Origin of the sequence: Stutzerimonas stutzeri RCH2, from assembly GCF_000327065.1 — a bacterium.
GTDB lineage: Bacteria > Pseudomonadota > Gammaproteobacteria > Pseudomonadales > Pseudomonadaceae > Stutzerimonas > Stutzerimonas stutzeri_AE.
Window position 1 is genome coordinate 3,178,294 of sequence record NC_019936.1, and the last position, 25,226, is coordinate 3,203,519.

General features: G+C 64.6%; 27 protein-coding genes. 6 read left to right on the forward strand and 21 right to left on the reverse strand.

The annotated features are described in order from the left end of the window. Positions 1-103 precede the first annotated feature (103 nt). From alaS to rnd, 7 genes are all read right to left on the reverse strand, one after another. Positions 104-2,728 (reverse strand): alanine--tRNA ligase, encoded by a 2,625-nt coding sequence (gene alaS, locus PSEST_RS14550; RefSeq protein ID WP_015277733.1) that lies wholly within the window; start codon positions 2,726-2,728, stop codon positions 104-106. A gap of 171 nt (positions 2,729-2,899) precedes the next feature. Next, a complete protein-coding gene (gene ltaE / locus PSEST_RS14555; RefSeq protein WP_015277734.1) occupies positions 2,900-3,925 on the reverse strand; it encodes a low-specificity L-threonine aldolase in 1,026 nt (341 codons plus the stop codon). Positions 3,926-3,974: 49 nt separating this feature from the next. Beyond that, positions 3,975-5,195, reverse strand: coding sequence for a hypothetical protein (locus PSEST_RS14560; protein ID WP_015277735.1), 1,221 nt, complete (start codon positions 5,193-5,195; stop codon positions 3,975-3,977). A 72-nt stretch (positions 5,196-5,267) separates the two neighbouring features. Next, positions 5,268-5,717, reverse strand: a complete 450-nt coding sequence (locus PSEST_RS14565) for a YcgN family cysteine cluster protein (RefSeq protein ID WP_015277736.1) — start codon at positions 5,715-5,717, stop codon at positions 5,268-5,270. A 112-nt stretch (positions 5,718-5,829) separates the two neighbouring features. Then, positions 5,830-6,234 carry a hypothetical protein gene (locus PSEST_RS14570; RefSeq protein WP_015277737.1) on the reverse strand — a complete coding sequence of 135 codons (405 nt, stop codon included), beginning with the start codon at positions 6,232-6,234 and terminating at the stop codon, positions 5,830-5,832. Between the two features lie 90 nt (positions 6,235-6,324). Continuing rightward, positions 6,325-6,618: a YcgL domain-containing protein gene (locus tag PSEST_RS14575; RefSeq protein ID WP_015277738.1), complete on the reverse strand. Its 294-nt coding sequence runs from the start codon at positions 6,616-6,618 to the stop codon at positions 6,325-6,327. Next, a complete protein-coding gene (gene rnd / locus PSEST_RS14580) occupies positions 6,615-7,739 on the reverse strand; it encodes a ribonuclease D (protein ID WP_015277739.1) in 1,125 nt (374 codons plus the stop codon). Before rnd ends, PSEST_RS14575 begins: the two co-directional genes overlap by 4 nt. Positions 7,740-7,880: 141 nt before the next feature. Here rnd and PSEST_RS14585 point away from each other — a divergent pair, with 141 nt between their 5' ends. Together PSEST_RS14585 and PSEST_RS14590 are read left to right on the forward strand one after the other, a co-directional pair. After that, positions 7,881-8,726 carry a sulfurtransferase gene (locus PSEST_RS14585; RefSeq protein WP_015277740.1) on the forward strand — a complete coding sequence of 282 codons (846 nt, stop codon included), beginning with the start codon at positions 7,881-7,883 and terminating at the stop codon, positions 8,724-8,726. A 195-nt stretch (positions 8,727-8,921) separates the two neighbouring features. Continuing rightward, on the forward strand, positions 8,922-10,184 hold the full coding sequence (locus PSEST_RS14590; protein ID WP_015277741.1) for an OmpP1/FadL family transporter: 1,263 nt from the start codon (positions 8,922-8,924) through the stop codon (positions 10,182-10,184). A 45-nt stretch (positions 10,185-10,229) separates the two neighbouring features. Here the strand turns inward: PSEST_RS14590 and PSEST_RS14595 are convergent, their stop codons facing one another. After that, complete coding sequence (locus PSEST_RS14595) at positions 10,230-10,778, reverse strand: glutathione peroxidase (protein ID WP_015277742.1); 549 nt, start codon at positions 10,776-10,778, stop codon at positions 10,230-10,232. A gap of 148 nt (positions 10,779-10,926) precedes the next feature. Here PSEST_RS14595 and modA point away from each other — a divergent pair, with 148 nt between their 5' ends. Genes modA through modC form a run of 3 tightly spaced genes read left to right on the forward strand, consistent with a single transcriptional unit; the run spans position 10,927 to position 13,464 of the window. Next, a complete protein-coding gene (gene modA / locus PSEST_RS14600; RefSeq protein WP_041757035.1) occupies positions 10,927-11,685 on the forward strand; it encodes a molybdate ABC transporter substrate-binding protein in 759 nt (252 codons plus the stop codon). After that, positions 11,666-12,370 carry a molybdate ABC transporter permease subunit gene (gene modB, locus PSEST_RS14605; protein WP_198286387.1) on the forward strand — a complete coding sequence of 235 codons (705 nt, stop codon included), beginning with the start codon at positions 11,666-11,668 and terminating at the stop codon, positions 12,368-12,370. The genes modA and modB overlap by 20 nt, the downstream gene beginning before the upstream one ends. Then, a complete protein-coding gene (gene modC / locus PSEST_RS14610) occupies positions 12,367-13,464 on the forward strand; it encodes a molybdenum ABC transporter ATP-binding protein (protein ID WP_015277745.1) in 1,098 nt (365 codons plus the stop codon). Before modB ends, modC begins: the two co-directional genes overlap by 4 nt. Positions 13,465-13,470: 6 nt before the next feature. Here the strand turns inward: modC and PSEST_RS14615 are convergent, their stop codons facing one another. After that, entirely contained in the window at positions 13,471-13,875 is a 405-nt protein-coding gene (locus PSEST_RS14615; RefSeq protein WP_015277746.1) for a RidA family protein, read from the reverse strand. Between the two features lie 130 nt (positions 13,876-14,005). On the opposite strand from PSEST_RS14615, the gene PSEST_RS14620 reads away from it, so the two are divergent. Continuing rightward, positions 14,006-14,941 (forward strand): LysR family transcriptional regulator, encoded by a 936-nt coding sequence (locus PSEST_RS14620; protein ID WP_015277747.1) that lies wholly within the window; start codon positions 14,006-14,008, stop codon positions 14,939-14,941. Here PSEST_RS14620 and PSEST_RS14625 read toward each other — a convergent pair. From PSEST_RS14625 to PSEST_RS14680, 12 genes are all read right to left on the reverse strand, one after another. Next, on the reverse strand, positions 14,938-15,669 hold the full coding sequence (locus PSEST_RS14625) for an adenosylcobinamide-GDP ribazoletransferase (RefSeq protein WP_015277748.1): 732 nt from the start codon (positions 15,667-15,669) through the stop codon (positions 14,938-14,940). The two genes, PSEST_RS14620 and PSEST_RS14625, sit on opposite strands and share 4 nt — an antisense overlap. A gap of 10 nt (positions 15,670-15,679) precedes the next feature. Further along, positions 15,680-16,258, reverse strand: coding sequence for an alpha-ribazole phosphatase family protein (gene cobC, locus PSEST_RS14630; protein ID WP_015277749.1), 579 nt, complete (start codon positions 16,256-16,258; stop codon positions 15,680-15,682). Further along, positions 16,255-17,304, reverse strand: a complete 1,050-nt coding sequence (cobT, locus tag PSEST_RS14635) for a nicotinate-nucleotide--dimethylbenzimidazole phosphoribosyltransferase (protein ID WP_015277750.1) — start codon at positions 17,302-17,304, stop codon at positions 16,255-16,257. The genes cobC and cobT overlap by 4 nt, the downstream gene beginning before the upstream one ends. Further along, positions 17,304-17,822: a bifunctional adenosylcobinamide kinase/adenosylcobinamide-phosphate guanylyltransferase gene (gene cobU, locus PSEST_RS14640; RefSeq protein ID WP_015277751.1), complete on the reverse strand. Its 519-nt coding sequence runs from the start codon at positions 17,820-17,822 to the stop codon at positions 17,304-17,306. The genes cobT and cobU overlap by 1 nt, the downstream gene beginning before the upstream one ends. A gap of 2 nt (positions 17,823-17,824) precedes the next feature. Beyond that, positions 17,825-19,282, reverse strand: coding sequence for a cobyric acid synthase (locus PSEST_RS14645; RefSeq protein ID WP_015277752.1), 1,458 nt, complete (start codon positions 19,280-19,282; stop codon positions 17,825-17,827). Then, a complete protein-coding gene (gene cobD, locus PSEST_RS14650; RefSeq protein ID WP_015277753.1) occupies positions 19,279-20,268 on the reverse strand; it encodes a threonine-phosphate decarboxylase CobD in 990 nt (329 codons plus the stop codon). Before cobD ends, PSEST_RS14645 begins: the two co-directional genes overlap by 4 nt. After that, on the reverse strand, positions 20,261-21,172 hold the full coding sequence (gene cbiB, locus PSEST_RS14655; protein ID WP_015277754.1) for an adenosylcobinamide-phosphate synthase CbiB: 912 nt from the start codon (positions 21,170-21,172) through the stop codon (positions 20,261-20,263). Before cbiB ends, cobD begins: the two co-directional genes overlap by 8 nt. Next, positions 21,169-21,969: a cobalamin-binding protein gene (locus PSEST_RS14660; RefSeq protein WP_015277755.1), complete on the reverse strand. Its 801-nt coding sequence runs from the start codon at positions 21,967-21,969 to the stop codon at positions 21,169-21,171. Before PSEST_RS14660 ends, cbiB begins: the two co-directional genes overlap by 4 nt. Next, positions 21,966-22,613, reverse strand: a complete 648-nt coding sequence (gene bluB, locus PSEST_RS14665; RefSeq protein WP_015277756.1) for a 5,6-dimethylbenzimidazole synthase — start codon at positions 22,611-22,613, stop codon at positions 21,966-21,968. The genes PSEST_RS14660 and bluB overlap by 4 nt, the downstream gene beginning before the upstream one ends. Beyond that, entirely contained in the window at positions 22,610-23,902 is a 1,293-nt protein-coding gene (locus tag PSEST_RS14670; RefSeq protein WP_015277757.1) for a cobyrinate a,c-diamide synthase, read from the reverse strand. The genes bluB and PSEST_RS14670 overlap by 4 nt, the downstream gene beginning before the upstream one ends. A 124-nt stretch (positions 23,903-24,026) precedes the next feature. Continuing rightward, positions 24,027-24,638, reverse strand: coding sequence for a cob(I)yrinic acid a,c-diamide adenosyltransferase (gene cobO / locus PSEST_RS14675; protein ID WP_015277758.1), 612 nt, complete (start codon positions 24,636-24,638; stop codon positions 24,027-24,029). Next, positions 24,635-25,204, reverse strand: coding sequence for a hypothetical protein (locus PSEST_RS14680; RefSeq protein WP_015277759.1), 570 nt, complete (start codon positions 25,202-25,204; stop codon positions 24,635-24,637). The genes cobO and PSEST_RS14680 overlap by 4 nt, the downstream gene beginning before the upstream one ends. Between the last annotated feature and the right edge of the window lie 22 nt (positions 25,205-25,226).

A 25,226-nucleotide genomic window follows, 5' to 3' on the forward strand; every position in this document is an offset into this window, starting at 1 on the left:
CCTAAAGCCCGTAACGGGCATTCATTAAACATACAACCCCGAAAACCACCAAACACGTCATCAGCCGGGTCTGGCATTTATCGCTATCTGATGCAGTTCGGCCTCAAAGCCCCTGCTCGGCAAACGAAAGAGCAAGTGCCAGCGCATCGTCCAGCCTGGCCGGCTCGCTACCACCGCCCTGAGCCATGTCCGGACGACCGCCGCCCTTGCCGCCCACCGCAGCTGCCGCCTGCTTCATCAGGTCGCCGGCTTTCAGGCGAGAGGTCAGGTCCTGTGTCACACCAGCGACGAGCACCACCTTATCGTCCTGAACACCACCAAGGAGAATGACGGCACTACCCAGCTTGTTCTTCAACTGGTCGACCAACGCCAGTAATGCCTTGCCGTCCAGACCATCCTGGCGCGCCGCAAGCACCCGCACGCCTTTGACTTCGACCGCAGAGCCAGCCAGGTCATTACCTGCTGCACTGGCTGCCTTGGCCTTGAGCTGTTCGAGCTCCTTTTCCAGTTGGCGATTGCGCTCAAGGATGCCACCGAGCTTGTCCAGCAGATTGTCGCGGCTGCCCTTGAGCAGATTCGCCGCTTCTTTCAGCTGTTCCTCCGCCGCGTTCAGGTAGGCCAGCGCCGGCGCTCCGGTGACCGCCTCGATACGGCGCACACCAGCAGCCACGCCGCCTTCACTGGTTATCTTGAACAGACCGATGTCACCGGTGCGGTTCACATGGGTGCCGCCGCACAGCTCCACCGAAAAGCCACCGCCCATCGTCAGCACCCGCACGGAGTCGCCGTACTTCTCGCCGAACAGCGCCATCGCGCCCTTGGCCTTGGCGGTATCGATATCGGTTTCCTCGATTTCCACAGCGGAATTGCGGCGAATCTCGGCGTTTACCCGATCTTCCAGCGCGCGGAGCTGCTCAGGCTTGATCGCCTCGAAGTGGCTGAAGTCGAAGCGTAGACGCTGACTGTCCACCAGCGAGCCCTTCTGGCTCACGTGCTCGCCGAGGATTTCCCGCAGCGCAGCGTGCAGCAGGTGCGTGGCCGAATGGTTGAGCGCGGTAGCCTGACGTACAGTCGCGTCGACCGTAGCCTGAACACCAGTACCGACGCGCAGCGTGCCGCTGTCGACGATGCCGTGATGCAGGAACGCGCTGCCGGCCTTGCTGGTATCGCGAACGTCGAAACGCAGCCCCTGTGCCTCGAGGTAACCACAGTCACCGATCTGACCGCCGGATTCGGCATAGAACGGCGTCTGATCGAGCACCACGACGCCCTCCTCCCCGGCGCTCAGGCTGTCGACCACCATGCCTTCCTTGAACAACGCCAGGACCTTGCCGGTGCCCGATGTGCCCTGATAGCCGATAAAGCGCGTTTCGCCTTCGACCTTGACCAGGCTGTTGTAGTCCATGCCGAAGGCGCTAGCAGAGCGCGCACGCTCGCGCTGGGCCTGCATCTCGCGCTCGAAGCCTTCTTCGTCGAGCGTCAGATTGCGCTCGCGCGCGATGTCGCCGGTCAGGTCGACCGGGAAGCCGTACGTGTCATACAGCTTGAACACCACGTCGCCTGGAATGACGCTACCGGCAAGCCCGGCCAGATCCTGCTCGAGAATCTTCAGGCCCTGCTCCAGGGTCTTGGCGAACTGTTCTTCCTCGTTCTTCAGCACCCGCTCGATATGCGCTTGCTGCTGCTTGAGCCCTGGGAAGGCCTCGCCCATCTCCGCGACCAGAGCGGCAACGATACGGTGGAAGAAGCTGCCTTTGGCGCCCAGCTTGTTGCCGTGGCGGCAAGCGCGGCGAACGATACGGCGCAGCACGTAGCCACGGCCTTCGTTGGACGGTGTCACGCCATCGGAGATGAGGAAGCCGCAGGAGCGAATATGGTCAGCAACGACCTTCAGCGAAGCCTGACCTTCGTTGGCGCAGCCGATGGCATCCGCCGCCGCGTTGAGCAGGCTCTGAAACAGGTCGATTTCATAGTTCGAGTTGACGTGCTGCAGGACCGCACTGATGCGTTCGAGGCCCATGCCAGTATCGACGCTCGGTGCCGGCAGCGGGTGCAGTACACCGTCAGCTGTGCGGTTGAATTGCATGAATACGTTGTTCCAGATCTCGATGTAGCGATCGCCATCTTCCTCCGGCGAGCCGGGGGGACCGCCCCAAATGTGCTCGCCGTGGTCGAAGAAGATCTCGGTGCAGGGGCCACACGGGCCGGTGTCGCCCATCGCCCAGAAGTTGTCCGACGCGTACGGGGCGCCCTTGTTGTCACCGATTCGGACCATGCGCTCGGCCGGCACGCCGACTTCCTTGGTCCAGATGTCGTAGGCCTCGTCATCGGTCGCATAGACCGTGACCCAGAGTTTCTCCTTGGGCAGATTCAGCCACTTGTCGCTGGTGAGAAATTCCCAGGCGTAGTGAATCGCGTCGCGCTTGAAGTAGTCGCCGAAGCTGAAGTTGCCGAGCATCTCGAAGAAGGTATGGTGACGCGCCGTATAGCCGACGTTTTCCAGGTCGTTGTGCTTGCCGCCGGCACGCACGCACTTCTGGCTGGTGGTGGCACGGGTGTAGGCGCGCTTCTCCAGGCCGAGGAAGCAGTCCTTGAACTGGTTCATGCCGGCGTTGGTGAACAGCAGGGTCGGGTCGTTCGCCGGAATCAGCGAACTGGAGGCCACGCGAGTGTGGCCCTTCTCTTCGAAGAAGCGGAGGAAGGCTTCACGGATTTCTGCGCTTTTCATAGATTTCTTCCAGAGGACTGCGGCCGAACGGCTGCAAAACGACACGGCGAGGCGGGACCACCGAAAGCCGGTTCGCAACTATCCAAACGGATAGCCGGCAAAGGGCCGCATTATATCGGGCCTGCGCGCCGGGTATAGGGGATAAAGCCGATTGAATCAAGCAATTCGACGTCAGTTGCGGCCCATGTTTTCGGCAAATTCGGCAAATTCGGCGAACGCGCCGACCACCCGAGGCACATGCTCATCGTGCACATCCAAATGGGTGACCAGCCGCAGCCGCGCCGCAGGCGTCAGCCGGATACCCCGCTGCGCGCAAAAGGCCGTCAGCGCCGTCGCTTGAGCGCCCATCTCGACGTAGACCATGTTGGTCTGCACCGGCTCCACGGCAAAGCCCAGCGCCGCCAGCTCGTTGCCCAGCCATTCTGCGCGCCGATGATCGTCGGCCAATCGATCGATATTGTGCTCCAGCGCGTATAGCCCCGCCGCAGCGAGAATCCCGGCCTGGCGCATGCCGCCGCCGACCATCTTGCGCAAGCGCCTGGCTTTGGCGATGAAAGCGTCATCACCGCACAGCACCGAACCGACTGGCGCGCCCAGGCCCTTGGACAGGCACACCGATACCGTATCGAAATGCCGGGTGATCTCCCGCGCATCGCAACCGAGCTTCACCGCGGCGTTGAACAGTCGCGCGCCGTCCAGATGCAACGCCAGATCGCGCTGGCGGGTGAAATCGCGTGCCGCAGCCAGATAGTCCAGCGGCAGGACCTTGCCGTGCATAGTGTTTTCCAGCACCAGCAGGCGGCTGCGGGCGAAGTGGAAGTTGTCCGGCTTGATCGCAGCCTCGATACGCCGGAGATCCAGCGTGCCGTCGGCCTCCATTTCGATGGGCTGAGGCTGGATCGAGCCGAGCACAGCCGCACCACCCCCCTCGTATTTGTAGGTATGCGCCTGCTGCCCGACGATGTACTCGTCGCCACGCTCGCAGTGCGCCATCAATGCCAGCAGATTGCTCATAGTTCCAGAGGGCACGAACATCGCTGCGCTGAATCCAAGATCCCCCGCCAGCTGACGTTCGAGGCGGCTTACCGTCGGGTCTTCGCCGTAGACATCATCGCCGGTTTCGGCACGAAACATCGCCTCGCGCATATCGGCGGTGGGCTGCGTTACGGTGTCGCTGCGTAGATCGATGTCGCTCATGAGCTCACCTCTGTAGGGGGTCAGGCCACTGGTGACGCCTGCGATGCGATCAGCGCAGCAGGCGCGTGTTGAGCACTTTCGAGCCTCCGCCCAGCAGCGTTTCGGTCATGGCGATGAAGTCATCGGTGCTGACGGCATCCATGCGCATCAACCCGCGGCTGACATCATCGAGCGAATGACGGCTCTTGCTACGCTGACGGATCTCCTTGTCCAGATCCTGCAACAACAGAACCGCGCGAGCAGTCACTGGGCCGGTGGAATTTTCGGTGCGCAGACTGTCGACCTTGCGGCTCCATTTGGTCAGATGCTCGCGCACCGCCTGGTAGCGATCCTCACTCATGCCGCCGGCACGTCGCACCAGTTCGATGGCGTAGTACTCGGCCAGACCCTCGCTGATCCAGTCGCTGCGGTCGGTGTCCTTGATGCGGCTGAACACATGCACCAGCTCATGCACCAGCGAGCTGGTGCCGTTCTCGCTGACCAGCGGGCGATCGGCATGCATGTACAGGGAATTTGGTCCAGACAGCCCGCCGCGCCACATGGGATCGCCGGCGCCGACGATCAGCAGCTTCGCCGGATCGCGGGGGAACACGTTCTGCACCTGCGGCCAGACGAAGGTCAGCATCGTCAGGATATCCATGCGCCGCACGCCCTCACCGACGGGGGCGGCAACGGTAACCTCCGTTTCGCCAAGCCTGGCGCGACGGGTGCCAAGCTTGCCGGCAAGCATCCAACCGGTCGGACGGTCGAACAGTCGCTCGCGGTTCTCCACACGGAAGCGGTTCTTGCCGATACGCGGCCAGCCGGTTTCGATGCTTTTCCAGCCCTCGGGTAGCTCGAAGGTGATTCGCGATCTCAGCTTCACACCATCCACCTGATCGAGCCGTGCCGGCGGCACCAGATCATCGCCACGGAACAACGCCCAGTCGCTGGTCATCCGCGCATCGAAGCGCCCATTATCACGAGGATGGCTGATGCGGACGCGATAGCTGAGTCGAGCCTTGCCAGGCGCAGGCAGCCAGGTGCCCTGCTCCGGCGCGTCCTGCTGCCATTCGCCGTCTGCCTCGAAGTCGCTGTAGTAGCCCTCGTCGCCCAGATTGAACTGCAGACGACGAACCGCCTCGCCTTTTTCCAGAATCAACTGCACCACAGCCTGATCTTCCTCGGGAAGAAAGCGCACGTGGTAATCCAGATCCACCGACTTGGCAGCCTGAGCCTGCGCACCGACAAAAAGAACGAGAGCGAACAGCGACAGCAGTCGAGCGAGCATCGAAGAGAACTCCAAGGATCGGTAAACGCGAGGGAGGTAATGGTCTTGAGACGATGCAAACGAGGCTTAGATTCAACCGGCACGGAAAATCAGATGGTCTTCCCAGTTCTCCTCGGCAACGCTGCCTTCGGCGAGCATCCGGCCCGCCTGGGAGATTCGCTCGACATGAACGGCTTCGCGGTCACCACAAACCAGATGATGCCAAAGCGGCAAATCTTTACGCTCGGCGACCAGGCGGTAGGCGCAAGTCGGCGGCAGCCATTTGAATTGAGCAGCATCGGAAGCGTTCAGCTGAATGCAGTCCGGCACACTGGCGCGCCGGTTCGGATAGTCGCTGCACTGACAGGTCTTCAGGTCGAGCAACTTGCACGCAATGCGCGTGTAATAGACTGCGCCATCTTCCTCGTCCTCGAGCTTCTGCAGGCAGCAGAGGCCGCATCCATCGCACAGCGACTCCCATTCGACCGGGTCGAGCTCGGCAAGAGTTTTACGCTTCCAGAAAGGTTCGACCTTGGCCGCCATGATTGTAACTACCGGTGAAAACCGGCAAGTCTAGCCATTGGTGGATACCAGGCCAATAGCCGGCAGGCGGATGCGGCGGCCGTCCGCCACAGGGAAGACGGCCGCACCCAGGTTATTGCTTGTCGAGCATCTGTCGATGGCTACGCATTTGCTCGAGCATTTGCTCCATGTGCTCAATGCGCATATCCAGCATTTCCTTGGACGGGTTGCCCATCATGCGACCACCGCCCATTGCGCCCGGCATCTTGCCGCCCTGCTTGCCCATACCGGGTCCGGGGCCACCCATCGGGCAGCCACCCATCGCACCCATTCCGGACTGCATGCTCTGCCAATGCTCGTCACGCAGCTTCTGCCGCTCCTCTGGCGTCTTGGCAGACTGCCAGGCCTGCCGATATTCCTGCATCTGCTGCCAATGCTGCTGCCAGGCTGCATTGTCATCAGCGGGTGTTTGCTGAGCACTGGCCGACATCGCCAGACCTACCAGCACCGAACCGACAATCAAAGAACGCGCTTTCATGAACCGTCTCCTTATGCATGTGCAGTCAGAAGAGAGTAGTCCCGATCCCCTCGCTAAACCTTGTCTTCAATCAGTCCGGCGCTGGCGGATTTACATCGGATCGTTCATGCGCAGCAGCTCTTCGGGGAGATGCTCGATGTAATCGTCTTCGGCCGGCGGCATCTGCAGGTGATACCCCTGCTCCTTGATATTGGCGAGCACCTTGGTGATGTCCTCGCGCGCCAGCTGACGCTCGGGCGTCAGTACCATTTCGAAGGCCAGCTGTGGCGCACCGAAAGCGGCGATCAGCCCCTCGGGAACGCGTTTGAGCGCATCGCGCTTTTCCACGTAGAGGTACATGCCGTCCTTGCGTGGACTTTTATAGATGGAACAGATCAGCTTCATGGTCGTTTTTCCAGAACTTCAAGCAGGGCCTGCCCCATCCGTTCGCGGCGCCAGCCACGGAGCGAATCGGGCAGTTGATAGGGGCCATCGGGGTATCCGCTTTTCAGCAACGCTTCGAGGGTTTTCTTGCGCAGCATCAGCTCCGGAGCAATATCCAGCACCTTTGCTTCGTGTTGGCCGACCGCGCGCAGCTTTTTCAGTACGGACGAGACCTCCAACGGCAATGGCTCAGGCAGCGGCGCGGGCCAGTCCTGCTCGGGCGTTGCGGCCGCCTGGCCGATCATCTGCAGCAGGGCCTCGCCATCCTGGCGCACTGTGCGTGGATGCATGTCTTCGATACGAGCAAGGGTTACCAGATCCCGCGGCTGGGTGCGCGCCAACGGCCACAGACTGGCCTCGCGCAACACGCGATTGCGCGGCTGGTTGCGAGCCCGCGCCTGCCGCTCGCGCCAGGCGGTGAGCACCTTCAGCACCGCCAGTTGTTGGGGTTTCAATCGCCACGCCTGCTTCACCTCACGATAGGCCTCCTCCGGGTCGGACTCGCGTTGCAGATTGGCAACCAGCTCCGCCCCATCCTCAAGAACCCAGGCACGTTTGTCTTCGGAGAGTTTCGGCAACAGCGCCTCGTAGAGTTCGGCCAGATGTTGCGCATCCTCGGCGGCGTACTGCACCTGCATGTCGCTCAGAGGCCGCTGCAGCCAGTCCGAGCGCGTTTCGCCCTTGGGCAGTTCGATACCAAGCACGGCCTGCACCAGGCGCGAATAGCCCATGGAAAAGCCGATGTTCAGGTAACCGGCCGCCAATTGGGTATCGAACAGCGGCTGCGGCAGGCTGCCGGTGAGGCGCAGCAGCACTTCGAGATCCTCGCTGCAGGCGTGCAGCACCTTCACCACTGCGTTGTCCTGCAGCACCGCGGCGAACGCGCTCCAGTCATGCACGGCGAGCGGATCGATCAGGTAAGCGCGCCGGCCGTCGCCGACCTGGACCAGCCCGGCAATGGGATAGAAGGTATCGACCCTCATGAATTCGGTGTCCACCGCCACATAGGGCAGTTGGCGCCACTCGGCGCACAGGTGGGTCAGATGTTCATCATCCAGAACCCATTGGGTTTCGATGGCCACACGGCCCTCCTTTTCGGCTGACGACCGGCGCGCGGCCGAACGAGGCGCGCAGTATATATCGAGCGTCCGACCAGCCGGGGGCATTCATGGCCGGCGTGCACGCTGGTAGTGTTCGCCAACAATTCGCTGCGGAGTCGTCCGATGCCACTCGCCCAACTCATCACCACCAATCAGCTTGCCAAGCGCCTGCATGAGCCCGATCTGCTGATTCTCGACTGCCGTTTCGCGCTGGAAGATCCAAACTACGGCGAATGCAGTTACCAGCAAGGACACATTCCCGGTGCCCACTTCGCCGATCTGGAAAAGGACCTGTCCGACGCGGTGGTCCCCGGCGTGACTGGCAGACATCCCCTACCCGACCCACAGCGGTTGCTGACACGCCTGCAGCAGTGCGGCCTCGATGAGCACAGCGACGTAGTGCTCTATGACGACGGGCCCGGCGCATTCGCTGCGCGGGCGTGGTGGCTGCTGGTGTGGCTGGGTAAACGCGAAGGTATCTATCTGCTCGACGGCGGATTGAAAGCATGGCGGGAAGCCGGACTGCCGCTGAACGACGCGATCCCGGCCAACGAGTCCGGCAGTTTTTCCGGAATGCCCGATAGCAGCATGACTGTGGACGCCAGCTGGCTGCAGGATCATCTGCAAAGCGCCGCGCTGACGATGCTCGATGCCCGCGCCCTACCGCGATTCCTCGGTGAGGTAGAGCCCATCGACCCGGTTGCCGGGCATATACCAGGCGCGATCTGCGCACCGTTTACCGAGAACCTGGGCAACACTGGCTGCTTCCTCTCGCCAGAGCAGCTGCAGCAGAGGTTCGCTCAGCTGTTCGGCGACAAATCGCCTGAAGCCGCCGTGGCCTATTGCGGCTCAGGCGTCACGGCTTGCCACAACCTCTTCGCGCTGTGCCTGGCCGGATACCCGCTGGCGAAGCTGTATCCGGGGTCCTGGAGCGAGTGGATTACCGATCCGGTCCGACCGCGCGCCTGATCTGCGGATCACGCTGCGCATGACGCGCAGCGTGGCCGACCAGTCAGAAATTGCCTATATGGTTTTCACCGAAGTTACATTTATTTTCACGACCGTTAGTCGTCATCTTTACGAAAAATTGCAATTCATTGTCTTGCTACCTGTCCGAAAAAGTTGCTAGGTTCCGACCCGCTTTCATCCCGGAGTAGTAGAACAATGAAAACAACATGGTTGAAGACCGCGCTCGCGGTAGCCGTAGGCGCCTTGTCCACCCAGGCCATGGCGGCCGGCTTTGCCCTCAATGAACAAAGCATCAGCGGCATGGGCACCTCGTTCGCAGGCCGCTCATCTTCCGCCGACGACGCCACCACCCTGTTTGGCAACCCAGCCGGCATGTCTCGCCTCAAGCGCGAAGAAGTCAGCTTCGGTCTGGCGGCGATTCATGCGAAGACGGAGATCAAGAACACATCTGCCACCACAGCGCTAGGCACGCCAGTTGGCGGCAGTAACGATGGCGATATGGTCCCGTTCACTGCGGTGCCGATGGGCTACTACGTCAAGCCGATCGATGACAAGTGGGCCGTCGGCGTGGGCTTATACGTGCCATTCGGCATGATCACCGACTACGAAAGCGGATATCAGGGTCGCTATCACGGTGACTACAGCGAAGTCCGAGTAATCACGGTTCAGCCGACGATTAGCTACCGCTTCAATGAAAAACTATCCGTTGGTTTTGGCCCAACCTTGAACCGTGTCGACGGAGAGCTTCAAAGCGCGACCTTCTTGGGAGCGGCCGACGGGCGCGTGAAAGTTAAGGGTGACGACACCGCTGTAGGTTTCAATGCCGGCATCCTTTACGAATTCACCCCCCACACCCGGATGGGCCTGACCTACCGTTCGAAAGTCGAATACACCCTTGAAGGTGATACCAAGCTGAAAGAAGGTTTCAGCCAAACTCCACTTGGGGGCAAGTACGATGCCTCGCTGGATCTAACGACGCCCGAGTCCATTGACATCTCTGTCACGCACGAGCTCAACGACCAGTGGACACTGTACGCAGGCGCAATGCTCACTCGTTGGAGCCGCTTCGAAGCGATCGTCATCGAAAATGATGGTCTGCCCTCCGGCCCGCTCAACCCAATCGTGGAAGATCAGGAATGGCATGACACTTGGTCCTATGCCATCGGTACATCGTACAAGCTGAACCGCGAGTGGACCCTGCGTACCGGCCTGGCTTTCGACCAGAGCCCTACCAACAACGTGGATCGTTCGCCGCGCATTCCGAGCGGGGATCGTACCGCCGTGAGCTTCGGCTTGGGCTGGAACCCGACTGACGACATCACCGTCGATCTGGCCTATTCCTATCTATGGGAAGAAGACACCAAGGTTCGTCGGGATAGCCCGACTCGCGGCACATACTACGCAGACTACGAAAACAGCGCCCACGGCTTCGGCGCAGCTCTGAGCTACCGTTTCTAACGTAGCAAAGACATAAAAGCCCCGGTTCGCCGGGGCTTTTTCGTTCTAGCGCGCCAACGCTTTCTCGACTGCAGCGATCAGGCGCGGATCATCCGGCGTCACCTTGCTGGAAAAATGCTCGACGACGCGCCCTTCCCGATCGACCACATACTTGTAGAAATTCCAGCGCGGCGCCTTGCCCGCTTGTTCGGCAAGCTCGCGGAACAGCGGTGTAGCGTTTCGCCCGCGCACGGGCTGAGTCTGGGTCATGGTGAAGGTCACGCCGTAGTTCACGTAACACACTTCTGCCGTCTCGGCCTCGTCGTCGGCCTCTTGGAAGAAGTCGTCCGAAGGAACGCCAAGCACCTCCAAGCCGTCGTCCTTGTAGCGTTGATAGAGCGCTTCGAGCCCCTTGAATTGCCCGGTGAATCCGCAATGGCTGGCGGTATTGACTACAACCAGGGCCCTGCCCTGGAACTGGCTGCACAGATCGACGGTTTCCTTGGAACGCAGCTTGGGCAGCTCGTGCTGCAGCAGGGCCGGGCATTCGGCGGCAACTGCCGAGGCGCCGGCAAAGGCCAGCATCAGTGCCGCCAGTGGACGAGTGATATTCATGGCCAGTTCTCCGGTCGCGGGCTCACAACGCTACTCCGCAGCGGTGGCCAGGACAATGCCCGTGCAGGCCGAAGCGCGTCCGGTCAATCACAGCTCGGCCAAACTGCAATATGATGCGCCCCAGCCGCTCAGCATTGAACGAGGCCGCATGCATCCATCTCGAGCACTCCGCTACGCACTGATACTCCTCCTGCTGCCCTTCGGCAGTGCCTTGGCGGCGCAGGTACAGGTGGCCGTCGCCTCCAACTTCACCGCTCCGATGCAGGAGATTGCAGCACGCTTCGAGCGCGACACAGGCCATCAGGCACGCCTTGCCTTCGGCGCCAGCGGGAAGTTCTACGCTCAGATTCGCAATGGCGCGCCATTCGAGGTGCTGCTTTCAGCGGATGACACCACGCCGCAACGGCTTGAGCAGGAAGGCGCGGCCGTACGCGGCAGCCGCTTCACCTATGCCGTAGGGCGGCTAGTGCTGTGGTCGCCGGTATCCGGGTGGGTCGAGGATGGCCCTGCTCAACTGAAGGCCGGCGATTTCCGTCACCTCGCCGTGGCCAATCCGAAGACCGCGCCCTATGGCGCTGCCGCCGTGGCCACACTGGAGCAGCTCGGCCTTGCCGAAACGCTCCGCGGTCGATTGGTGCAGGGTGAAAACATCGCCCAGACCTACCAGTTCGTCGCCAGCGGCAACGCGCAGCTGGGCTTCGTTGCGCTGTCTCAGGTGTCGAAGGATGGCGCGATCACCGCCGGTTCGGGCTGGATCGTGCCCAGCGACTTCCACGCGCCGATTCGTCAGGACGCCGTGCTGCTGACCAAGGGCAAGGACAATCCTGCTGCCAAGGCTTTGATGGGTTACCTGGCCCAGCCGCAGATTCGCGAGCTGATCCAGTCCTATGGCTACGGGCTGGAGTAGCAGCATGCCGCTGGACAGCGTGGACCTGGCAGCAATCTGGCTGACCTTCAAACTGGCCAGCGTGACCACGCTGATCCTGCTGCTGATCGGCACCCCCATCGCCTGGTGGCTGGCGCGCACTACCTCGCGCATGAAGGGACCGATCGGTGCCGTAGTCGCACTGCCGCTGGTACTGCCACCCACGGTGCTGGGCTTCTACCTGCTGGTGGCCATGGGGCCCAACGGTTTCATCGGCCAGTTCACCCAGAGCCTTGGCTTGGGCACCCTGCCTTTCACCTTTGCCGGGTTGGTGGTCGGCTCGGTGTTCTACTCGCTGCCGTTCGTGGTGCAGCCCTTGCAGAATGCGTTCGAATCCATTGGCGAGCGGCCCCTGGAAGCCGCCGCCACACTACGCGCCAGTCCCTGGGACACCTTCTTTAGCGTGGTTCTGCCACTCGCCCGCCCCGGCTTCATCACGGCTAGCATCCTCGGCTTTGCCCATACCGTCGGCGAGTTCGGCGTGGTGCTGATGATCGGCGGCAACATTCCGGGGCAGACGCGCGTGGTGTCAGTGCAGATCTACGACCATGTCGAGGCCATGGAGTACGCACAAGCGCACTGGCTGGCCGGCGGCATGCTGCTGTTCTCCTTCCTGGTGTTGCTGGTGCTGTATGGCAGCCGGCTGAAGCAAGGGTGGCGCGGATGAACGACGCTGCAACCCACAGCGGAATCCAGGCACGTTTTCGCCTCGACTATGCCGACTTCAGCCTGGATGTCGACCTGCAGCTGCCCGGCCGCGGAGTGACCGCGCTGTTCGGTCACTCCGGCTCAGGCAAGACCACCCTGCTGCGCTGCGTGGCGGGCCTGGAGCGCTCAGACCAGGGCGAGCTGACCGTCAATGGTGAACGTTGGCAGAACAGTGCGCAGAACCTGTTCGTACCACCACACCGTCGCCCCATTGGTTACGTGTTTCAGGAGGCCAACCTGTTCACGCACCTTTCCGTGCGACGCAATCTGGAATTCGGCATGCGCCGAGTACCGGCACCACAGCGCCGCGTAGCGCTGGAGCAAGCGGTGGAACTGCTGGGTATCGACCATCTGCTCGAGCGCATGCCGGACCGACTGTCCGGCGGCGAACGCCAGCGCGTTGGCATTGCCCGCGCACTGCTGACCAGCCCGCGCCTGCTGCTGATGGACGAACCGCTGGCCGCGCTCGACCTCAAGCGCAAGAGTGAGATCCTGCCTTATCTGGAACGCCTGCATGACGAGCTGGATATCCCCGTGCTCTACGTCAGCCACTCGCCGGACGAAGTGGCGCGGCTGGCCGACCACGTGGTGCTGCTGGAGCAGGGCCGCGCCATCGCCCAGGGCGAACTGCGCGAGACGCTGGCGCGACTGGACCTGCCGACCGCCTTCAGCGATGACGCCGGTGTGGTGATCGAAGGCGAGATTGCCGGACATGATGCTGAGTACCACCTGACCCGGCTGAGCTTTCCCGGCGGAGAAGTACTGGTCTCGCAGCGTCCGGAAGCCCTGGGCCAGCGCCTGCGTTTTCGTGTGCACGCCCGCGACGTGAGCCTGGCGCTGCAGCGCGCCGAAGGCAGCAGCATCACCAACCTCCTGCCGGCCCGGGTCGAAGCCATGGTCGCGGCCGATACCCCCGCGCACGTGCTGGTGCGCCTTGATGCCGGCGGCACGCCGCTGCTGGCACGCATCACCCGGCGCTCGGCCGATCAGCTGGCCATTACGCCCGGTCAGGCGCTTTGGGCGCAGATCAAGACTGTGGCGCTGCTGGGCTGAGCCGAATCAAGCCTCGGCCGGTTCCGGCAGCTTGGCGATCACCTTGATCTCGAACTGGAAGCCGTACAGCCAGGTAACCCCGACCGCGGTCAGCGTCGGATGCGGCGCAGCGCCCCAGTATTCAGGAACAACGCTCCAGACCCGCTCAAAGATCGATTGCGGATCGACCATGAACACGGTGACATCGATGACGTCGTCAAAGGTGCAGCCAGCCGCCTGCAGGATCGCGTTCAGGCTATTGAAGGCGCGCCGGACCTGCGCCTCCAGCTCCGGTTCGGGTGAGCCGTCCTCACGACTGCCGACCTGTCCAGAGACGAACAACAAACCATTGGCACGAATGGCCGGGGAATAGCGATTGCGCTCGTAAAGCGCTTGGCGTCCTGGCGGAAAAACAACGTCACGCGGTGTCATGTGCAACCTCCAGCAAGGGTCGGAGCGACCCGTTGAATGAAGGCCTCACTGTAGAAGGCGCATAGCGCTGGATAAACGCGCCAGGTCGCTCAACACTATTTGCATAATCCAAGCAATCCGCGGAGTTCAGATGGACCGTTTCGATGCGATGCAGGCTTTCGTTCGTGTGGTGGAGACCGGCAGTTTCACCAAGGCCGCCGAGACCCTGCGCATCAGCAAGACCAGCGTCACCCAGCAGGTCCAGCAACTCGAGGCGCGGCTCCGCGTCAGGCTGCTCAACCGCACCACGCGCAAGGTCAACGTCACCGCCGACGGTGCGGCCTATTACGAGCGCGCCCTGCACCTTCTGGCCGATCTGGACGACACCGAAACAAGCCTGTCCGCCGCAGCAGCAGTGCCCCGAGGACGCTTGCGCGTGGACGTCCCCAGCCCACTGGCGCGGATGATCCTGATTCCGGCATTACCGGCCTTCTATGCGAAGTATCCGGACATCCAGCTGGACATGGGCGTCAGTGATCGGCGGGTGGACCTGATCGGGGAGAACGTGGACTGCGTCGTGCGCGGTGGGGAAATCACCGACCAGTCACTCATCGCCCGTCACGTCGGCGACCTGCGCCTGGGCGTCTATGCGGCACCAAGCTACCTGGCGCGCAGCGGCGTGCCAGCCCATCCGAGTGAACTGGAAAACAGCTACCACCGCGTTGTCGGCTTTCTCTGGGCGCGCACCGGCAAACCCACACCGTACGTCATGCAGCGGCAAGAAGAGCAGGTTCAAGTACACGGCCGCTATGTGCTTGCCGTGGATGATGGCAACGCCTGCCTCGCTGCGGGCCTGGCCGGGCTGGGTGTCATCTGGCTGCCGGAGTACATGGTCAGAACGCACCTGGCGAACGGCGAGCTGTTGGCACTGCTGGAAGATTGGCGACTCGATGAAATGCCGCTGTATCTGGCGTTCCCGCCGAATCGACATGTCAGCGCCAAGCTGCGCGTGTTCATCGACTGGGTCATCGAACTGATGGCGCAGCATGCGCCCGTGCTCGACCGCCGACCGGTTGCCGACCGCTAGAGCTGCAGCGCCAGTCCCACCAGCACCGCACACTCCACCAGCTCCAGCAGCGCACCGGCGGTGTCGCCGGTGGTGCCGCCGAGGCGACGCAGCATGGCGCGCCGCGCCAGCAGGAACGTCACCACAGCCAATGCCAGAGCGATCAGCCCGCTGCTGCCGAACAGCAGGCATCCGATTGCTACCAAGAGCAGAACGCCCTTCGCCCCGGTGCGCGGCAGATTCGTTGCCAAAGCATGGCCAAGGCCATTAGGCCGCACGTACGGCGTGCCAAGAAACAGCGCCAGCAGCGCCGCGCGACCCAACAGGGGCGCCAACAGAAGCGCCACATAGTGCTGGGCCTGCAACAAAGCCAGCAGCGCCGCTAACTTGAGTAGCAACAACAGCACCAGGACCACCACGGCCACCGGGCCGCTGCGCGGGTCCTTCATGATCTGCAGTGTGCGCTCGCGGTCGCCGAAGCCACCCAGCCAGGCGTCGGCGCTGTCGGCCAGGCCATCGAGGTGTAGGCCGCCGGTTAGCGCGGCCCAGAGGGTGAGCAGCAAGGCCGCCTGTAACAGCGGCGGCGCCCCATCCAGCACAAACGCGGCCAGACAGAGCAACGCGCCGAGCAACAGACCGACCACGGGGTAATACAGCAATGAGCGCCCCTGCTGCTCGGGCTCCGGCATTGCCGGCAAGCGGATCGGCAGGCTGGTGAGAAATTGTAGGGCGATCAATAGCGGCAGCATCGGCACGTCCCTATTCGCCAACGGCGGTGAGTTCGCCCGCCGGAAAAGGGCTGAGCGGAAGCAGCTCACCGTGGGCGACTACCACCTCCAGCAGCTGCTCCCGTGGCAAGCCGCGCGCGCGCGCCAGCAGCAGGCGCATCACGCCGGCATGCCCGACGATCAGCACGCGCTGCCCGGCGAAGCGTTGCTGCAGCCGGGTCATGGCAGACAGAACCCTCGCCTCGAACTGCACCAGCGGCTCACCACCAGGCGGCGTAAATCCATAGGGATCGGCCCAGAACAGGCCGAGCGCCTCAGCGCTGTCCTGCATCAACTCTGCGGCGCTACGGCCTTCCCAGTCGCCGAAATGCAGCTCGCGCAGATCTGGCTCCAGCCGCAGCGGCACGTCGTGCTGCGCGGCGAGCTCGTGAGCGAACGCGGCACAGCGCTGCAACGGCGAGCTGACCAGCACGTCCCAAGGCCCAGCATGGCCTACGGCATCATGCATTTGCTGCCAACCACGCTCAGTCAGCGCATCGTCGAGGCTGCCGCGAAAGCCGCCGCCCTGCTCGGTCTCGCCGTGGCGCAGCAGGTCGATGCGGGTCGTCACGCCGACTGACCCGAAACCGCCGCCTCGGCGAAGGTGGCCATCTCGTTGTGCAACGCGCAGGCCTGCTGCAGCAGCGGCACCGCCAGCGCCGCACCGCTGCCCTCGCCGAGGCGCAGGCCGAGGTCGAGCAGCGGCGTCGCCTCGAGCGCCTCCAGCAACGCCAGGTGGCCGGGCTCGGCGGAGCGATGGGCGAACAGCAGCCAGGGCCGGGACGCCGGATTCAGGCGAACCGCGCACAGCGCGGCGGCGCTGCAGATGAAGCCATCGACCAGCACCGGGACACCGAGCTGCGCACAGCCCAGATAGGCTCCGGTCAACGCCGCCACTTCGAAGCCGCCAAGTCGGCGCAGGGCTTCCAGTGGCGCGCCGCAGTGCGCGGCATGCAACCGCACGGCGCTCTGGATGACCTGTTCCTTGTGTCGAACGCCGGGTACATCCAATCCTGTCCCCGGCCCGACCAAGGTTAGCGGTGAACGCGGCAGCAGCACGGCCGCCAGCGCGGCGGCACTGCTGGTGTTGCCGATACCCATCTCGCCGCCGATGAATAGCTGCGCCCCGCCGGCTGCCGCGCGCTGCGCAGCTTCCCGCCCAGCCGCCAGCGCCTGCCACAACTGCTGCTCGCTCATCGCCGGCTGCCGCATGAAGTTGGCCGTACCCGGACCGAGCCGCAGATGGCTGACGCCGTCCAGCTGCAACGGCTCGACCGTGCCCAGATCGATCACTTCCAGCGGCGCAGCCAGCCGGCGTGCCAGCACGCTGAGTGCCGCGCCGCCAGCGACGAAGTTGCGCAGCATCTGCCCGGTCACCGCCTGCGGGAAGGCCGAAACGCCCTCCTCCATCACCCCGTGATCGCCGGCGAACACGCTGATATGTACGCGCTCCGCCTGCGGTCGTTCGCAGCCCTGCAGGGCTGCCAGCTCGACCGCCAGCTGCTCCAGCCGCCCGAGCGCGCCCTGCGGCTTGGTCAGCTGGTCCTGCCGGGCCAGTGCGCGCTCGCGCATCACCGCATCCAGTGGCTGGCATGCTCCATTCCACCATTCGTCCATCATGTCGCTCCTTTGAGAATCATCGGCAGCCCGGCGACCATGAAGGTCACCCGCTGCGCCCGTTCCGCCACGGCCTGGTGCAGCCAGCCGGCTTCGTCCACATAACGCCGGGTCAGCTCACCCAGCGGCACCACGCCGAGGCCGGTCTCGTTGCTGACCAGCAGAATGCGGCCCGGCAACTCGACCAGGCATTCGAGCAAGGCATCGCGCTCTTCGGCAAGGCGCGGCGGATCGTCGAGCATCAGCAGATTGGTCAGCCAGAGGGTCAGGCAATCGACTAGCAGGCAGCGCTCTGCGCCGGCCTGCTCGCGCAGCACCCGGGCCAGCTGCAGCGGCTCCTCAACCATCGCCCAGTGCGCCGGGCGCCGCTCACGGTGATGGGCGATGCGCTCGGCCATCTCGCCATCCAGCGCCTGGCTGGTGGCGATATAGGTAACGGCGAGGCCGCTCTCCAGGGCTTGCCGCTCGGCAAAACGACTCTTGCCCGAGCGGGCGCCGCCAAGAATCAGTTCCCGCATGCTCAGCCTCCAAGCCCGCAAAGCGCGCGTAATCGCGGTGTATCCAGATGCATCTCGACCAGATCGGCCAGGCGCTCAATGTCGCGTTCGCGCAGCGCGTGGTAGTCGACGGTATGCACCGCGTCGAGCCCGGCCCAGCGCAGCAGCGCCGCACAGGCCTCGGGCCCTTCGAACAGGCCGTGCAGATAGGTGCCGAGAATCTGTCCATCGGCACTGATGGCGCCATCGCAGCGCCCGTCGTCCAGTCGCACCGCTGGCTGCTCGAGGGCCGGGCCACTGCTGACGCCGGCATGGATTTCGTAGCCGGTAACGCAGGCGCCGCCCGGCAGCAACCGGCCGGTGACGTTGCGCAGCTGTTTTTCAGCCTCGAGCACGGTGGCGATATCCAGCAGGCCGAGCCCTGCGCTTTCGCCCGCCGCGCCTTCCAGCCCGAGAGGATCGGCAATGCGCGTGCCGAGCATCTGCAAGCCACCGCAGATGCCCAGCAGCTTGCCGCCATAGCGCAGGTGCTTGCGGATGGCCGTCTCCCAACCATTGGCACGCAGCCAGGTGAGGTCGGCGCGCACGCTTTTCGAGCCGGGCAGGATGATCAGATCGGCGGCGGGAATCGGATGGCCGGGACCGACGAATTGCAGGTCTACCTGCGGGTGCAGGCGCAGCGGATCGAAATCGGTGTGATTGCTGATGCGCGGCAATACTGGCACCACCACCTTCAGCGCCTCGCCGGTCTTGCCGGACTGGCGCACGTCGATGGCATCCTCCGCCTCCAGATGGAAATCCATCAGGTACGGCAGCACGCCCAGTACCGGCTTGCCGGTGCGTTGCTCCAGCCAGTCGAGGCCGGGCTGCAACAGCGCGATATCGCCACGGAAACGGTTGATGACGAAGCCCTGCACCCGCGCCTGCTCGCTTTCCGAGAGCAACGCCAGGGTGCCGACCAGATGGGCGAACACACCACCCTTGTCGATATCGGCGATCAGGATCACCGGGCACTCCACCGCCTCGGCGAAGCCCATGTTGGCGATGTCGCCGGCGCGCAGGTTGATCTCGGCGGGCGAGCCGGCGCCCTCGACCATCACCACGCGATACCCCGCGGACAGCCGCCGATGCGAGTCGAGCACCGCCTGCATCGCCACACGCTTGTAGTCGTGGTAGGCGGCGGCATCCATGCTGGTCACCGCGCGGCCGTGGATGATCACCTGAGCACCGATGTCGCTGTTGGGCTTCAACAGCACCGGGTTCATGTCGGTGTGCGGCGCGAGATTCGCCGCCTGCGCCTGCACCGCCTGAGCCCTGCCGATTTCGCCGCCATCGGCGGTCACTGCGCTGTTGAGTGCCATGTTCTGCGGTTTGAACGGCACCACCGAGACACCCTGGCGTGCCAGCCAGCGGCACAGCGCAGTCACCAGCGTGCTCTTGCCGGCATCCGAGGTGGTGCCCTGCACCATCAGCGTGGTCATGGATGTTGCTCCCTGAAGGATTGCAGCGCCTGATCCAGGCGCGCCCAGCCGACATCGGTCGGCAGGCCGAAGCGCAGGCTGGAAGGCTGAGCGAAAAGCCGGGTGAGAATGCCGCGACGGGCGAGAAAGTCATGCAAGAGCGCGGCGTCGGCGCTCACCCACCACTGGAACAGTGCGCAGCCACCGAGCGGCGCCAGCTCGTGGCGCCGCAGCAGATCAACCAGACGCTGGCCGTCGCAGTGCAGGCATTCGCGCTGACGCTGTTGAGCGGACTGATCAGCCAGCAGCTCGGCAGCGAGCTGCCGTGTCGGGCCATTCACCGTCCAGGGCCCGAGCAGCCTGGCGAGGGACCGCAGCAGGCCGGCATGAGCCAGGACGAAGCCCAGTCGCGCGCCGGCCAGGCCGAAGAACTTGCCAAACGAGCGCAACACGATCAGCCCCGGCAGGTGGCTGTGCGCAGCCAGGCTGTGCTCGGGCGTGCAGTCCATGAACGCCTCGTCCACCACCAGCCAGCCGCCGTAGGCTGCCAGGTCGCTGCGCCATTCGAGCAGCCGTTGCGGTGCGACCAGCTGACCGGTGGGGTTGTTCGGGTTGACCACCACCAGCACGTCGAGCTGGTCCAGGGCACGCGGTACGCTGGCCTCGCAGAGCTCGACCACGCGATGACCGGCGCGGCGCCAGGCCTCGGCGTGCTCGGCATAACAGGGAGAGATGATGCCGACTCGTGCCGAACCGCGCAGGCGCGGCAAGGCCTGAATCGCACTCTGCGAACCAGCCACTGGCAACAGCGCACGCGCGCCATAGCACTGTCGGGCCGCCGCTTCCAGGCCATCGTCGGGCTCCGGCAGGCGTGTCCAGGCGCCGCTGGAAATGCTCGGCAACGGCGGATGATAAGGGGCGATACCAGTGGAAAGGTCGAGCCAATCCGAAAGCGGAATGCCATAGCGCTGCGCGGCTGCGCGTAGACGTCCACCGTGCTCAAGCATAGAGCCAGCCACCGAACAGCAGCGCCAGCAGCCAGACGCCGACGCCCGCCCAGACCAGATCCAGCGCATGCTCGATATGCCGCGCCTGCGGAGCCTTGCCCCGCCCCAGCTCGGGCCGCGCATGCACTTCACCGTGATAAATGGCGGAGCCGCCCAACACCACACCCAACGCTCCAGCCCCGGACGCCATCACCGGGCCGGCGTTGGGGCTGTCCCACAGCGGCGCCTGGGTGCGCCAGCAGCGCAGCGCGCGCCGGGTTCGCCCAAGCAATGCATAGGTCAGCGCAACCAGCCGCGCCGGCAGGTAGTTGAGCAGGTCGTCGATGCGCGCCGCAGCCCAGCCGAAGCGCTCGAAGCGCGCGTTGCGATAGCCCCACATGGCATCCAGCGTATTGCTCAGGCGGTACAGCACCACACCCGGCGCACCAGCGACGATAAACCAGAACAGCGCGGCGAACACCGCGTCGCTGCCGTTCTCCAGCACCGACTCGGTGGCCGCGCGGGCCACGCCCTCCTCGTCCAGTTGCGTGGTGTCCCGGCTGACGATCCAACCTACGCGGCGTCGCGCCTCTGACAGGTCGTTTCGCCACAGCGCCTGCGCCACCGGCAGTGCATGCTCGCCCAGGCTGCGCAAACCCAGGGCCAGATAGAGCAGCACGATCTCCACCAGCCAGCCGACACTCGGTAACAGGCTTAGCAGCCAGGCCAGCAAGGTCAGTGGTAGCACCGCCAGGCACCAGGCGGTCACCCCGTGGCTGCGCCAGCCGCGCGCCGCAGCCCCGTTGAAATGCTGTTCCAGGCGATCGGCCAGGCGACCGAACGCCACGAGTGGATGCGCCCGCTTCGGCTCGCCAAGCAACGCATCCAGCAGCAGCGCCGCGCTAACGCTGAGGAAAAGACTCACTCGGCCCTCTGCGCGCAGGCACTGATCAGCGCATGCAGCTGGCGTACGCCATCGGTCAGCACCGCCGGGCCGGGGTTGAGGATGTCCGGCGACTTGATCTCGTGCAGCTGGCCCGTGCGCACCGCCGGAATCGCCTGCCAGCCCGGCCGGGCGGCAACCTGCTCCGGCCGGAAGCGGCGCCCGCACCAGGAGCCGACGATCAGCTCCGGCGCGCGGCGCACCACTTCCTGCGGGTCCTCGATGACCCGGTCCTTGGCGCGCTTGCATGGGGCCAGCTCGGCGAAGCAGTCCTCGCCACCGGCCAGTTCGATCAGCTCGCTGACCCAGGCGATGCCGGAGATCAGCGGCTCGTTCCATTCCTCGAAATACACCCGCGGCCGGCGCGGCAAGGCGGCGGCGCTGGCGCGAATGACGTCCAGCCCCGCCTGCAGTTCAGTGGCCAACGCCCGCGCGCGCTCGCCGGCGTGCACCAGCGCACCCAGGGTCTCGATCATGCGCAGGATGCCGGCGATATCGCGCTGATTGAACAGGTGCACTTCCAGCCCTTCGCGCGCCAGCTCGGCGAGCATGTCGCCCTGCAGGTCGCTGTAGCCGAGCACCAGGTCCGGTTCCAAGGCGAGAATCTGCTCATGCTTGACGCTGGTGAAACCGCTGACCTTGGGCTTCTCCTTACGCGCCTGCGGCGGGCGCACGGTGAAGCCGGAGATGCCGACGATGCGCGCCTGCTCGCCCAGCAGGTACAGCGTTTCGCAGGTCTCGGTGGACAGGCAGACGATGCGCTGCGGCCCCTTGCTCATTTCGCCTCCCAGGCATTCTCAAAAACCAGTTCGTGCAGCGGTCGTGGCGTGGTCCAGCCTTCCAGTGCCAGCATCGGTGCCGGGTAGAACTCATGAACCGGCCCGAGGCAAAGGATCGCCACCGGCTTGGCACCATCCGGCATGCCGAGCAAGGCAGCCAGCGCGGCGGGATCGAACAGTGACACCCAGCCCATGCCCAGACCTTCCGCCCGCGCCGTGAGCCAGAGGTTCTGGATCGCGCAGGCCAGCGAGGCGAGGTCCATCTCCGGCAGCGTGCGGCGGCCGAAGATATGTTGCTCGCGGCCATCCATCAACGCGGCAACCAGCAGCTCGGCACAATCCTCGATGCCCTCGACTTTGAGCCGCATGAACTCGGCGGAACGTTCGCCGAGCGCCTCGGCCGTGCGCTGGCGCTCCTCACCGACCAGATCGGCGATGGCCGTGCGCAACTCGGCGCGGGTAATGCGGATCAAGCGCCACGGCTGCATCAGGCCGACGCTGGGCGCCTGATGCGCGGCCAGCAGCAGCCGCGACAGCAACTCCGGCGCCACCTCGCCGCCGGCGAAATGGCGCATGTCGCGGCGCTCACCGATGGCGCGATAGACCGCCGCGCGCTCCTGCTGGCTGAAGGCATGCGCGCTCATGGCTTGAGCAGCGCCGAGGCCGCCACCGGATCGGACGGCAGGTAGAAGTGGATATAGGAGGCCGTCAGCCGGCCATCTCGATAAACCGCTTCGGCTGTGCGCTTGTAGTTCGGACACTCGCCGCGAGCCAGCGGCTCGAGTGGCGACTCCAGCGCGGAATGATGGAACGTGTGGCCGCGCAGACGCCCTTCCGGCAGCTCAACTTCCTGCAACGCCAGCGCAGTCAGACGCTTCTGCATGCGCGCCTCGCCGGGCAGCAGGCCGAGCATCTGCGCGCGCTCGTCGCCGCGGTCGGTCAATCCGTCGAGCAGGTAGAGCATGCCGCCGCACTCGGCGAGGATCGGTTTGCCAGCCGCATGGTGCGCGCGAATCGCCTCGACCATCGGCCCGTTGCGCGACAGTGCGCGCAGATGCAATTCGGGATAACCGCCCGGCAGGTACAGGCTGTCCACGGCCGGCAAGCGGGCGAAGCGCAGCGGCGAGAAGAACAGCAGCTCGGCACCCAACGCCTGCAGCAGGTCGAGATTGGCCTGGTAGAGAAAGGCAAAGGCGGCATCGCGTGCAACGCCGATGCGCACACCCGCGAGCAGCGGTTCGAGCGGCGCACTGGCCGGCGCGGCGAAGCTGACCGGGGCAGGCAACTCGGTGTCCGCACTGAGCGCCAGGGCATTGGCCGCCGCATCCAGACGGGCGTCCAGATCAGCCAGTTCCTCGGCCTGCACCAGGCCCAGGTGTCGGCTTGGCAGCTCCACCTCGGCGCTGCGCGGCAGGGCGCCGTACCAGCGGATCGCCTGCGGCAGGCTGTCGCGCAGAATCTCGCCGTGCCGGGCGCTGCCGACCCGATTGGCCAGCACGCCATCGAACGGCAGGTTCGGCTGGAAGCTGCTCAGCCCATGCGCCATGGCGCCGAAGGTCTGCGCCATGGCCGAGCCGTCGATCACCGCCAGCACCGGTACACCGAAGCGCCGTGCCAGATCGGCCGCCGAGGGCGAACCATCGAACAGGCCCATCACCCCTTCGATCAGGATCAGGTCGGCCTCGCCCGCCGCTTCCCAGAGCAGGCGCCGCGACTCCTCTTCGCCGACCATCCACAGATCGAGCTGATAGACCGGCTTGCCGCTGGCACGGGCGAGGATCATCGGGTCGAGGAAGTCCGGCCCGCATTTGAACACCCGCACGCGCTTACCCTGCCGCGCATGCAGCCGCGCCAGAGCGGCAGTGACGGTGGTCTTGCCCTGGCCGGAAGCAGGTGCGGCGATCAACAGCGCCGGGCAGTTTCTACTGGTCATCGCGGTCTCTCATCAGCATCGTAGGGTGGATGACGCTTCACCCATCCACCGACCACGCCGATGGTGGATGAAACAGACGTCATCCACCCTATGCAACGGTCCGTGAATGTCTTGAGCGCTGGCATCAAAATTCGACGCCTTTCTGCGCCTTAACACCCGCCTTGAACGCATGCTTGACCAACGCCATCTCGGTGACGGTGTCCGCCGCCTCGACCAGACCCGGCGGGGCGCCGCGGCCGGTGACCACCACGTGCTGCAGCAGCGGCCGCGACTCGATGTCGGCGAGCACCGGCGCCAGCTCCAGGTAGCCGTACTTCAGCGCGATGTTCAGTTCGTCGAGCACCACCAGGCCGATCTCGGGATCGGCCAGCAGCTCGGCTGCGACCGCCCAGGCTTCGCGGGCCTTGGCGATGTCCCGCTGGCGATCCTGGGTTTCCCAGGTGAAGCCCTCGCCCATCACGTGGTAGCGCACCTCGTCCGGGAAGCGCCGGAAGAATGCCTCCTCGCCGGTGCTGGCTGCGCCCTTGATGAATTGCACCACGCCGACCTTGATGCCGTGGCCGAGCGCACGCGCCACCATGCCGAAAGCCGAACTGCTCTTGCCCTTGCCATTACCGGTGTGCACCAGCAGCAGGCCGTACTCGTCCTGCGCCTCGGCAATCTTCTCGTCGATCAGCGCCTTCTTGCGCTGCATGCGTGCCTTGTGGCGATCGTCGCGTTCGCTGGACTCGCTCATGCGCGGGCCTCGTCACGCTGCCCGGCCCAGGCGCGCAGGCCGACGAACAGCAGCGCGGCGACGCCGACATACAGCGCGAGGGTCGACAGGTAGCGCGGGTAGTAAGTAGCGATGCGCTCGGCCAGCAGCGCCAGCGTCGGCTCGGGATAGCGCCCGGAGAAATAGAGGAAGCCGCCGCCGGAGAACAGGTAGCAAACGAAGGCGCTCGCCATCACGCACAGCGCCAGGGTCGCCAGGCTACTGAAATGGTCACGATGCAGACGTGCATAGAGTCGACCGCCCAGCCACAGCGAACCGTATGCCGGCACGAGCATCCAGTACGCCGGCGACATGCACCAGTCGCTGACACCGGCCCACTGGATGGCGGCGAAATCCAGCAGCGAAGCCTCGAGAAACAGTGCCGGAAACACCCACTTCGGCCGCACCAGCACGCCGGCGAGGAAGAACACCGCCCAGGACGCGCTGGGCAGGTTCACGCTGGCGAAGTGCTGTCCGCGGGTCATGGCCAGCAGCGCGGCAAGCGCGAGGCCGACCAGCAGCTGGTATCTCGGGGCAAGCTTGATCATTGCAATCTCCTCTGGTGGGCGC